Origin of the sequence: Acinetobacter sp. WCHAc060042, from assembly GCF_003231195.1 — a bacterium.
Taxonomy (GTDB): Bacteria; Pseudomonadota; Gammaproteobacteria; order Pseudomonadales; family Moraxellaceae; genus Acinetobacter.
The window spans coordinates 144,540-155,712 of record NZ_QKVN01000003.1; the positions used below are offsets into that span (position 1 = coordinate 144,540).

The following is an 11,173-nucleotide window of genomic DNA, read 5'->3' on the forward strand; positions in this document are numbered from 1 at the left end:
GACAAATTTATAGTATGGGTTCATCTTTTTTAGTGGAGCAGATCGTGAGCAGTCGTCAGGCGCTAGACGGAAAAGCCTCAGGTATTATGCTGGGGCTTTGCGTGTTATGGGGCTTACAACAAGTGGTGTTAAAACTTGCAGCCCCTGATATTTCTACAGTGATGCAAATTGCGCTTCGATCAGGTCTATCTGCATTGATGGTTTATCCTATGATTAAGCTAGCAAAGGGGGCTTCATTATGGGGGAGTGATTATTTGCCTGCAGGCATTTTGGTGGGGGTATTATTTGCAGCCGAATTTTTTTTAGTGGCACAGGCTTTACGTTTTACCTCTGCTTCGCATACCGTGGTTTTATTGTATACCGCCCCTATTTTTGTGGCATTGGGTTTACACTGGAAACTGCCGTCTGAGCGTTTGTCGGTCATACAGTGGTTAGGAATTGGATTAGCATTTTTTGGAATTGTAATCGCCTTTTTATTTCATCCTTCTGATTCTCAAGCTTTAGTGACATCGGCTTTATGGGGGGATGTCTTGGCACTTTTAGCAGGGATTTTATGGGCAGCCACCACGATCGCTGTTCGGCTGACCAAATTGGCTGAAGCACCTGCGACACAGACCTTGTTTTATCAGTTGTTTATCGCATTTTTATTGCTCTTGCCGCTTTCTTTCTTTATGGGGCAGGCCACCATTCACTGGTCCGCACTGTCGATCAGTAGTTTACTGTTTCATACCGTGGTGGTGTCATTTGGTAGTTATCTGATTTGGTTTTGGCTATTAAGAAAGTATTTGGCTTCACAGTTGGGAGTATTTTCTTTTCTAACCCCGATTTTTGGGATGTGCTTTGGGGTGATGTTCTTAAAAGAACAGTTGGAGCTGAATTTCTTATTGGGTACGGGTTTTGTCTTGATGGGGGTAATGGTGGTGAGTCTACATCACAAGATTAAACAATACTTACAGGCCTTTAAAGCGGCTTTGCAGTAAAAAAATCATGTATGTTTTGGACTAAGGTTAGGCTTTACCTGTGATGTATAAAAACCGTGTCTTATCTATATAGAAAAGATAAGACACGGTTTTATTAGGATTTATCATCAAAAATTTTGGAAAGTGGAATGGCGAGTTTTGCAGCCAAGTAATCATCTGACTCCACCAAGGCAGGACCAATTTTTTGCATCCAGACATCGTCAGGATGTACATTGCCTAAGTCCTGACGCTGTGGCAGTGGATAGGGAAGCCTGCTATAAAAACTCCAAAAATCAACGTGAGACAGATTGCGTACAAGAACATATTGATTGTCATCAGTACGTTTAACTAAATTCTGTGTTTCAAGCATGAGGACGTAACTTGGCCAGCGACCCAATTCATCTCGCCCCAAGATATCAAGCGCTTCATCGTCTGAAACACTTAAGCCTTGTTGCTGCTTTTTATAAAATAGTTCCAGTAAATCCATCAACATAATAACAGGATGACGCTTTTGTTCTTTATGAGAGGTAAATGCAGTAAGTGCATAACTAATTTCAACCCCAATCAGGACGATATTCCATGATAGAAAAATCCACAGCAGGAAAATGGGAATTGCGGCAAACGCACCATAAATAATTTCATAACTGGTAAAGTTCGACATAATAAAACCGAACAAATGTTTCAGTAATTCAAAGACAATAGCACTAAATAACCCAGCAATGAGAGCCGATTTAATCGGCACACTTCGGTTTGGAATGGTCCAATTTAAAATAAAAAAACCAAGTACCGTTAAGGCGAATGAAATTAACCAAAATATAAAAGCACCGTCTAACTCATAGCCTGCAAAATTATTGCTTAAGACATTTAAAGAGGCGACAGTAGAAGAAATAACAAAGGCACTACCGAGGAGAATTGGCCCTAAAGAAATAATGGTCCAGTAGCGCATAAAGCCAATAATGCCACCACGGGTTTCGCGCACTCGCCAAATTCGGTTAAAGACAGTTTCAATACTGGTCAGCATCATGACCGTTGTGACGAAGAGAAATAAGATTCCGATAATGGTCAAATTACTCGATTTATCGGTAAAAGCATTGAGAGCCTTATCAAAAGCAATGGTGGTTTTAGGTAAGAAATTACTATAAATCAATTGCTGTAATTGCTGACGTGCAGGTTCCAGTGCTTTGATGGACGAGATGATGACCAAGAAAACTGTCAGCATTGGTACGACTGCAAACAAGGTAGTGTAGGTCAGTGAACCTGCTTGTTCACGACAACGGTCGGCCTCAAAGCGCCGTACTACAAATAAGACGAACTGAAACCAAGTTTTCTTATAGAAAGGAAGTTTTTTTAAGTACTGTTCTAACATAGGCAAAGTATCTCTTTGTTTTCTTCATCTTTTCTACATTTTTCAGTCTAAGCTTAACCAAAAAATAGAAAAAATACCGTATAGTTTTATTTTTTCTGTCACCGAACTCTATTCATGCAAACCTATGTTTTAGTTTTATATTACAGCAAATATGGCAGTACTCGTGAAATGGCGCATTTGATTGCAAATGGAATTGAGGCGAGTGGTATAGCTGTAAAAATTCGAACTGTTCCAAATATTTCAACTGTGGTGAAAGAAGCAGAAGCCAGTATTCCTGCCGACGGTGATATTTATTGTAGCGTAGAGGATTTGGAAAACTGTGCAGGTTTGGCACTAGGCTCACCTACGCGTTTTGGCAATATGGCGTCTGAAATGAAATATTTTCTCGATCAAACCACCAGTCTTTGGCTCAATGGTGCTTTGCATGGCAAGCCTGCTTGTGTATTTACCTCATCAGGTTCGATGCATGGTGGACAAGAAAGCACCTTGTTGACCATGCTTCCCCCGTTATTTCATCATGGCATGATGATTCTTGGTTTAAACAATGCTGTTCCAGCACTGTCGAATACAAAAACAGGCGGGACGCCTTATGGGGCGAGTCATGTCAGTGGTCCTCGGCATGACCAGAGTTTAAGCCAAGATGAAAAAGTGTTGTGCGAAGCACAAGGAAAACGTCTTGGCGAAGTTGTAAAGAAATTGCAAGCCTAGTGATTGCGACATGAAAAAGTCCATGAATGATGGGCTTTTTTATTATTCAATTGGTGTTAGGTGTTGTTCTTTAAATTTGGCACCACAGTTTAGGCATTTATAGTCGAGGAACACATTTTTATCGACAATCACACCTGCTTTTTTACCAAAGCGATGTCCTAAAAAACCACCTGTGACCCCAATACTGACTGCACCGACGAAGGTGCCAATGGTACCGCCCATAATGACTCCTAAAGGCCCAGCCGCTGCACCGATCGCTGCGCCTATAGAGGCTCCAGATGCTGCTCCCCCAACAGTACCTGCGGTTGCACCTGCTGAACTGAGCAATACGCCTCCAATTTTTGTCAGTTGTTGCTCATGATTTCTTTTTTCGATATCACTTGAGCCACACTTTGGGCAGAGAATTGTTTTTTCCATAGCTTATTTGACCTATAAGGGCTAGCTGTACTTAAAATATATAGCCTGATTATGGTGTTCATGACGCATGACAACCGTGTTACCTCAGATCTAAGATTTCTAAACATCTGAATCTAGAGTAAATACTAGCTGAATTTGAGTTGAGAATATTTATTAGACTTGTAATTTTCTGGGAAGATATACGCTGTTTATGTAGAGTCTTACTCCATTGTTCTCGGCATTCAAGTTCATGGCTTAACTTAGTTGGCAAAGTGAATCCGATTTCGTCCCGCTTCTTTTGCACAGTAGAGGGCTTTATCTGCTCGTTTAAATACATCTTCGGCATCGGTATCTTGTTTGCCGACCTCTGCAACGCCTATGCTAACTGTAAAACATAGTATTTCCTGTTCATAACTGACTTCCATCGCTTCGATGGTTGAACAAATCCGTCGAAAGATTCGCATAGCCTCATCACCTAAGCAGGCAGGTAGAATAATGGCAAACTCTTCGCCACCAATACGGGCTAAAAAGTCTTCATCACGCAGTATGCTTCGTATTTTTTTCACCATTTTTTTGAGCACATAGTCACCTGCAGTATGCCCATAGCAATCATTTAGCTGTTTAAAGTGATCAATATCTAAAATGCCAATGCTAAACGGTACGCGGGATTTGCTAAAATGCAGCATGGTTTGATGGCTTTCTTGTACAAATACTCTTCGGTTAAAAGTGCCTGTCAGTTCATCGGTAGAGGCTAAAATAGCCATCTCTTGAACTTGTAAATGTAGTTTGATGTTTAACGCTAACCATTTTGCAAGGGTTTGTAACAGGATGGCTTGCTGTAGGGTGTAATGATGTTTACGCACATCGGCCACATTGAGTGTACCAATACAAATATCATTATGAATCATTGGGGCATCCATACAGCTACCCATACCGTGTTCAGAAAGCATTTGACAGTCGAGTTCATCCGACAGGCTTAAGTCATCGCAAATGATCAGTTGTGACTCAGCAAAAACTCGGCCTACAAAAGTTTGTCCAATTGGAATTTTAAAATCCATCGGAATTGCATGATTGCCCGAAATTGAGTATAGCTTGAGATAATCTTCAGTATCTTGCAGGGTGATGCTGGCCCGATCTGCATCGAAAACGTATGAAATCCAGTAGGCAATTGTATCTAATACTACCTGTAAAGAGCTGGCTTTACTTAGGTCGTGAATAAAGTCGACGGGAAGTTGAATGGAGTGAGCTCCATCAAATCCTGATAATTGATTTGGATCAAACGATCGTTCACTCGTTTCTTTCTTCTTTATCATTTGTGTGGCTTTCTCAATAAAAAAGTATTTCGTTTAATCGCTGTTTATTTTTAGTCTTAGAAAGTGGTTATGACCATTTAAATTTGATCATGCTATATAAATCATGTTTCTCCAACTTAAAAATGTAATTAAATTGATAAAAGACGATATATTTTTTACTTTAAATTAAAAGTAATCTACCGCGCAAATATGGCGCTTGTGTGTGGATGACCTGCGGGTCATGAATGCCATAAAAAAAGAGCATTTTAAAATGCTCTTTTTTAAGTAGGGTGCTGTGATTAGTCTCGTACAAATTCTACAGTGCCTTTTGCTAGTGACTTAACTCGAGCTAGAGATTCGATGCGATATCCCTTTTCAAGCAAAATATCGCGACCAGGTTGAAATGATTTTTCAATCACAATACCTACACCCACGACTTCTGCTTTGGCTTGATGAATTAGATCTATTAGACCAAGTGCAGCTTGACCATTGGCCAGAAAGTCATCAATCACAAGTACTTTGTCTAATGAACTGATGTGTTTATTTGAAATGGCAATGGTGCTTTCTGTTTGCTTGGTAAATGAAAATACCTTTGAACGATAAAGCTCATCTTTTAAGGTTAAAGATTGGTATTTCCGCGCAAAAATAACAGATACGCCTAGTTCTAAACCTGTCATGATTGCAGGTGCAATCCCTGATGCTTCAATCGTGATGATTTTTGTGATGCCAGCATCTTTGAAACGGCGAGCAAATTCTTTGCCGATCAATTGCATCATCACTGGATCAATTTGGTGGTTTAAGAAAGCATCAACTTTCAGAACTTCATCAGATAGAACGATACCTTCGCTTAAGATTTTCTGTTCTAGTGCGTACACGGGAGAATCCTCTAAGGGCAGGTGCTTTTTCAAGCAAATGCGTATTTTAGGAAGCACCTGAAAAAATGCAAGTAAAATTCGTCAAAATGACTAATTGCTTGCACCTTTATAGCTCGTTAAGAGCAATCCATAAGATGTTTTCTTATCAACATGGCTGACTTTAACAGGAAGATAGTCTAATTTCGGAGCTAGCCAGAAAATGGTTTCACGGCCGGGCTTATCATGTTTCATGACTACTTTAATGGTCTCGAAAGTTCCATAATCTGTTTTGATAGATTCAGTACCTTGCTTCACAAATTTACGCGCTTCAACCTCTTTAGCATCGGCCAAATAGTAAGTTGATTTTAAACCACCATTTTTAATGTCTTCACGAATTTGCAATTCTGCATTGAGCTCATCTAAGACACCCGCTTTCCATGCAAATGAACGCGTTTCGTTGTCTTTCTTGGTATTGATGGTTTTTGCTGCTGGATTGAAGTTAATACTCATGGTGTTGTTATGCACCAAAATTTTACTGCTACGGCTAAAGCTATTGGACTGAATTTGTTTGCCATTTAAACTAAAGCGGCTACTTTCGGTTGCTGAGGCAATACCGCCTGCTTTGGCTGCAAAAACATAGTTCCAGTTATTACCTGACTTTGATAAAGTCCGAGTTGCAGAGCCTAAATTTTTGCCATTATAGTTAAATTGATAACTGGCCTGAAATGGACTCATGGCAAAGGTTTGGCTTGAGAACCCGACAAATAGCAAAGCGCTCATACTTGTCGCGATTGTGGCTGTTTTCAATTTTGATTTAGCCATAAGAAAAAGTTTCCTATTTAGTTGTAGGCACAAAATTTTTGCATATAACTATTATGCACATTGATTATGAAGAAAAAATTCGAAACATAAGGGGAACTGTAGTTTTATGTTTCATTTACATATTTGAAATTACGGTTTTGTCACCAAATGATCAGCTATTTTTGTCGAATGGGAGAGACTGTACTTTCATCCAAATTGGGTTCAATCAAATCATCAATCGAGGTTTGAGAGAATTTATTAAATAGTGCAGTTAAATTGACGTTACCAATCACGACCAATTCGGCTTCACGTAGCACAGCATGATTAACATGGACTTTGCCTAGCGTGTCGATGATTGAACGGTTTTTGCCTAACCAACGGTTCAAATTTAAATGTAGTAACTCATCTTTAACCTTAATCACATTCAGCTTTTCTAAAATCATACCTAAAGGATCTTGGTTTAGGATTTTTTGATAAAAAAACAGGGCACAGCGCACGCCCATTTTATGAAATACCGTTGGGTATTCAGCATCTAGCACACTGGTATCACTGATTTGTTCGAACACAATCAATTGCGTTTTTTTATTCAATTCCATTTGCACCAATTTCAAGTCAACAGAGAGCGTCAGTTTGAGACCGTTATAATCGAGTGTGGCATATAAGCGTAACCAGTCATCATGTAAGTCTGCATGTAAGTCTTTTAACATTCTCACATTGTCGGTCACAAATCGTTGAAATGTGGCGTTTAAAAAGACTTGAGACATTGGAAACTCGCGCTCATCCTCAATAAATCCTTCCGCCTTTTGATAAACTTGGCGTAAACGATTAGAAATATTGGAAATAAGCGTTTGCATAAGAGGCGTCCTAGCTAATCAGTGTTTTTGAGCGATCAGATCTCTGGTTGAAATGTTTGAAAAATACTGCTCATGAAGCTTGCAGTTTAGCAAAATTAATTGCACCATTTTCATGATTTTATGAAACAGTGAATCTACAGGGTACAGTGCCTCATTCTAAGCAATAAAATGAAAACTGTGTCTATTTTATACTGCGTACATACGCTTAGGGGAACAAGACAAATTGTCGGTTTGAAGTGATGTTCAAAAAAATAAATGTAATGCCTTTGGCGCATAATTGGTGGAAAGACCCAATTTTTACAGCAACCGTTGTGCTTGCAGCTTTTTTGCATCTGGTGATTTTGACTGTACAGTTTGCCATGCCTCAAGAAAATGATGCCGCAGTGAAAGAAATTGCAGTGACTTTACGCCCTTCAGATCAAAAAATTGAAGATGCGGATTTCTTGGCGCAAGCGGATCAACAGGGTTCTGGCACCTTTCGCGAGTCCCACCGGATGTCGAGTGATATGCCCGTGCCGATGCTTGAGCAAAGTGCTGGGGAACAACAGCGAGAAGCTTTAGAACAGGTTCAGCAAAAGCGTGAATTAAATTTTGAAGAAAAGTTGTTAATGACGACACTTAGCTGGCAAAAACAAGCGGAAGATAATCAGCGCAAAAAAGCCATGGAAGAAATGAACAGCCAGTTTCAGGCCAAAGCAGCCATGGTGGCAAGCCTTGAAGCGCAATATTTGCAACGTCAACAAAACTTTAGCCGTCAGCAAAAAATCAAAACAGTTGATGGTATTCAAGCCAAGCAAGATATTTCGGCAGCCTATCTTGAAAAGTTTCGTCAGAAAGTAGAATTTTATGGCAACCGTTACTACCCAGAAGCAGCTAAACAACAACGACTGGCGGGTGAAGTGCGTTTAATGGTGATTTTAAATGCTTCAGGTGGTATCCGCGCCATTCGCTTGATTGACAGCTCAGGGCATGAGATGTTGGATGAAGCAGCAAAGGCATCAGTACGCAAAGCAGCCCCGTTCGGCGCTTTCGATACTAAAATGAAGGATATTTCTGAGTTACGCATTGTACGCACATGGCGTTTTGACCCAGCAGAGGCAGAGTTTGAAGTTCATTGATATTCTTGCTTCTTTATGGGAAATTATAATGATTAAATTAATTTATAAAAAAACATGTAAAACAATATCTTAACTTTTTATTCTGAGGTTTATTTATTTTTTTTCAATAAAAACATAATCTTATATTTAAAGGTGAAAACTTGAATTGATAATAAAAATAATTATCATTTGCAGTATGTTTTTTGTTAAATATTTTAAAGCATTCGTAAATCTTTCTTAAAGCAAGTTAATGGGGGAGGATGCATGCATGTTTTTTAATATTTGATCCCTGTTATAAGGATATAGTTTCATGTATTACTCCCCAACTTTAAAGCGCTTCAAAGTTAGTCCACTGATATTGGCTATGGCAGCAGCCACAGTACTTTTCCCAACTTTGGGGTCTGCAGCACCCACTACGAGCGATGAAAGTGCACAACTTGAAACGATTACGAGTCAAGCCGAGGAAGAGAATCCATCTGTAACGGAAGGGACAAAGAGTTATACGGCGAAGAGTGCCAGTACCTCTACCAAATTAAATTTGTCACTTCGCGAAACACCGCAGTCGGTTAAAGTTTTAACCCGTGAATATTTAGATGACACTAATATTAATTCATTTCAGGAATTATTGAAGAATGTAACAGGTGTCACTGTAAACCAGTGGGATGAGCGTCAATATCCAACGGCTCGTGGTTTTGATGTCGATTATTACCTGTTTGATGGTGTGCCAAGTACTTCAGATTTTGATAATGCGGGCGATCCAGATTTAAGTTTATATGATCGAGTAGAGTTGGTAAAAGGGGCGAATGGTCTGATGACAGGTGCAGGAAATCCTGCTATCGCGATTAATATGGTTAGAAAACATGCAAACTCTAAGGAATTGACAGGAAATGTTAGTACTTCTCTAGGTTCATGGAATGCATGGAACAGCACTGCAGATATTTCTACGCCATTAAATTCGGAGGGTAGTGTTCGTGGTCGTGTGGTGGTAAAACACGAACAAACAGATTCCTTTGCTGACCATTATAATAAAGACAATAATGTGGTTTATGGTGTGATTGATGCAGATTTAACTGATAGTACATATTTATCGGTAGGCGCAAGTTACCAGAATCTTGAACGAAGTGGGATTAAATGGGGTGGTTTGCCCGCATTTTATAGCGATGGTACACGTACTAATTTTGATGACTCCAAATCAGTTACCTCTGACTGGACATATTGGAATGCAGATACAACTTCTGCGTTTGCCACATTTAAGCAAAAATTATGGAATGACATTAGCTTGAATGTCAATTATGACTATCGCCAATTAAAAGGTGAAACAGCCTTATTGTATTTATGGAATACGACGGGTGTAGATAAAACGACCAATAGTGCATCGGGATTATATCCCTATACGAGTGAATCTACATTTACTCAGAATAATGTGGACGCTTCATTTTCAGCCCCATTTACTGTTGCTGGGTTAAAGCAGGAAGTGATTGCTGGCTTTATGTATAATCAGAGCAAGAAAACGGATGCTGCCTATGGTAATCCGTTGCTTGATGATTATGTAATTGACTTTGATGAAGCAGCAAATTCAAGGCTTTTGGGTTCAATCAATAACAACAATAAAATGCCATCCAATAAAACTACACAGACAGGCGCTTATGTCGCAGGTAAATTTACCTTGTTGGAACCTTTAAAACTGGTGACAGGGGTACGTTTGTCTAACTGGAAATATGAAAGTGAAGATAGCGATGGTAATCGTGAGTTTAATAACGAGGTTACTCCTTATGCAGGTCTAATTTTCGATTTTATGGACAATTATTCTTGGTACATGAGTTATACCAGCATCTTTAAACCAGAGGATAAAAGAGGTGTTGATCGCCAATATCTTGATCCTCGTGAAGGTAAGAGCTATGAAACGGGTTTAAAAGGTGAGTTATTGGATGGTAAGTTGAATGCTGCATTATCAATATTTAAAACTAAACAGGATAATGTTGCAGAAGAAATCAGTGGTGTATTTGTCCCTGATGCAAATGGTAACCCAACGACTGAAAAAGCTTATCGTAGCGTAGATGGTGTTGAAAGCAAAGGCGTTGAGTTTGAGCTAGATGGTGAAATTAAAGATAATTGGAATCTTAGTTTCGGTATCTCGCATTTCGATGCACAAGATGCGAATGGCAAAGAAGTCCAAACAACATCTGCACGTACCAGTGTTAATCTATTTACCAAATATAAAGTTGATAAATGGAGCGTAGGTGGTGGTCTAAATTATAAGAGCAAGACTTATGTGGATGAAAGTTTAGGTCGAATTACGCAGGATGCTTATGTATTGACTAATTTAATGGTCGGTTATGATTTTAATCGAAATATCAAGGCGCAACTGAATATTAATAATATATTTGATGAAAAATATTATGAAGGTCTTGGTATGAATGGCATGGTGTATGGCGCACCACGTAATGCAACGTTAACTTTCCGCTATCAATTCTAAAAATCTTGAGAAATAAAAAACGGCTTATTAAAAGCCGTTTTTTGTGGAAAATGTGGATAAGTCTAGGCTTATTCACATGCGATCTTGACTTGAGTAAGCGCGTTCAAAGTTTCAGACTTCACCCTTAAATGGCTGTATCATTGTTTTTCAGTTGTTATGCTATGTGGTCTTTGACCCAGCAGAGGCAGAGTTTGAAGTGCGTTGAGCTGTGCATTTCTAATCAGGCTTTGATTATGTGGGTGAACTCAGTTTATTGAGTTGCACGGACATAGGCGCCGTCTTGATGTCCACCCATCCAAGTTACGCTTAAATGAGACTCCTCTTCATCTAAGCGGATAGGAAAAATTTCTAAATGCTTGCTATATTTAGG

General features: G+C 39.3%; 10 protein-coding genes. 4 read left to right on the plus strand and 6 right to left on the minus strand.

Going from position 1 to position 11,173, the window contains the following annotated elements; translation table 11 throughout:
* The first annotated feature begins 44 nt into the window (after positions 1-44).
* Positions 45-980 carry a DMT family transporter gene (locus tag DPG01_RS02550; protein ID WP_110974097.1) on the plus strand — a complete coding sequence of 312 codons (936 nt, stop codon included), beginning with the start codon at positions 45-47 and terminating at the stop codon, positions 978-980.
* 94 nt (positions 981-1,074) lie between these two features.
* Here the strand turns inward: DPG01_RS02550 and DPG01_RS02555 are convergent, their stop codons facing one another.
* The gene (locus DPG01_RS02555) at positions 1,075-2,325 is read right to left on the minus strand and encodes a YihY family inner membrane protein (RefSeq protein ID WP_086208929.1); all 1,251 of its coding nucleotides are present in this window, start codon (positions 2,323-2,325) and stop codon (positions 1,075-1,077) included.
* Between the two features lie 114 nt (positions 2,326-2,439).
* On the opposite strand from DPG01_RS02555, the gene wrbA reads away from it, so the two are divergent.
* Positions 2,440-3,033 (plus strand): NAD(P)H:quinone oxidoreductase, encoded by a 594-nt coding sequence (wrbA, locus tag DPG01_RS02560; protein ID WP_086208928.1) that lies wholly within the window; start codon positions 2,440-2,442, stop codon positions 3,031-3,033.
* A 42-nt stretch (positions 3,034-3,075) separates the two neighbouring features.
* Here the strand turns inward: wrbA and DPG01_RS02565 are convergent, their stop codons facing one another.
* From DPG01_RS02565 to DPG01_RS02585, 5 genes are all read right to left on the minus strand, one after another.
* Positions 3,076-3,450, minus strand: a complete 375-nt coding sequence (locus DPG01_RS02565) for a hypothetical protein (RefSeq protein ID WP_086208927.1) — start codon at positions 3,448-3,450, stop codon at positions 3,076-3,078.
* Between the two features lie 239 nt (positions 3,451-3,689).
* Positions 3,690-4,742, minus strand: a complete 1,053-nt coding sequence (locus DPG01_RS02570) for a sensor domain-containing diguanylate cyclase (protein WP_086208926.1) — start codon at positions 4,740-4,742, stop codon at positions 3,690-3,692.
* Positions 4,743-5,020: 278 nt separating this feature from the next.
* Positions 5,021-5,596, minus strand: coding sequence for a xanthine phosphoribosyltransferase (locus DPG01_RS02575; protein ID WP_086208925.1), 576 nt, complete (start codon positions 5,594-5,596; stop codon positions 5,021-5,023).
* A 90-nt stretch (positions 5,597-5,686) separates the two neighbouring features.
* The gene (locus tag DPG01_RS02580) at positions 5,687-6,397 is read right to left on the minus strand and encodes a DUF3108 domain-containing protein (protein WP_086208924.1); all 711 of its coding nucleotides are present in this window, start codon (positions 6,395-6,397) and stop codon (positions 5,687-5,689) included.
* Between the two features lie 155 nt (positions 6,398-6,552).
* Positions 6,553-7,230, minus strand: coding sequence for a hypothetical protein (locus tag DPG01_RS02585; RefSeq protein ID WP_110974084.1), 678 nt, complete (start codon positions 7,228-7,230; stop codon positions 6,553-6,555).
* 260 nt (positions 7,231-7,490) lie between these two features.
* On the opposite strand from DPG01_RS02585, the gene DPG01_RS02590 reads away from it, so the two are divergent.
* Both DPG01_RS02590 and DPG01_RS02595 read left to right on the plus strand, forming a co-directional pair.
* Entirely contained in the window at positions 7,491-8,348 is an 858-nt protein-coding gene (locus DPG01_RS02590) for an energy transducer TonB (protein WP_110974098.1), read from the plus strand.
* Between the two features lie 289 nt (positions 8,349-8,637).
* Entirely contained in the window at positions 8,638-10,803 is a 2,166-nt protein-coding gene (locus DPG01_RS02595; protein ID WP_110974085.1) for a TonB-dependent siderophore receptor, read from the plus strand.
* Positions 10,804-11,173 lie beyond the last annotated feature (370 nt).

What these genes read in the sequence shown, in the direction of transcription:
- DPG01_RS02555 (WP_086208929.1), bottom strand. Translation starts at nt 2,325, where the DNA reads ATGTTAGAACAGTACTTAAAAAAACTTCCTTTCTATAAGAAAACTTGG.
- wrbA (WP_086208928.1), top strand. Translation starts at nt 2,440, where the DNA reads ATGCAAACCTATGTTTTAGTTTTATATTACAGCAAATATGGCAGTACT.
- DPG01_RS02565 (WP_086208927.1), bottom strand. Translation starts at nt 3,450, where the DNA reads ATGGAAAAAACAATTCTCTGCCCAAAGTGTGGCTCAAGTGATATCGAA.
- DPG01_RS02570 (WP_086208926.1), bottom strand. Translation starts at nt 4,742, where the DNA reads ATGATAAAGAAGAAAGAAACGAGTGAACGATCGTTTGATCCAAATCAA.
- DPG01_RS02580 (WP_086208924.1), bottom strand. Translation starts at nt 6,397, where the DNA reads ATGGCTAAATCAAAATTGAAAACAGCCACAATCGCGACAAGTATGAGC.
- DPG01_RS02585 (WP_110974084.1), bottom strand. Translation starts at nt 7,230, where the DNA reads ATGCAAACGCTTATTTCCAATATTTCTAATCGTTTACGCCAAGTTTAT.
- DPG01_RS02590 (WP_110974098.1), top strand. Translation starts at nt 7,491, where the DNA reads ATGCCTTTGGCGCATAATTGGTGGAAAGACCCAATTTTTACAGCAACC.
- DPG01_RS02595 (WP_110974085.1), top strand. Translation starts at nt 8,638, where the DNA reads ATGTATTACTCCCCAACTTTAAAGCGCTTCAAAGTTAGTCCACTGATA.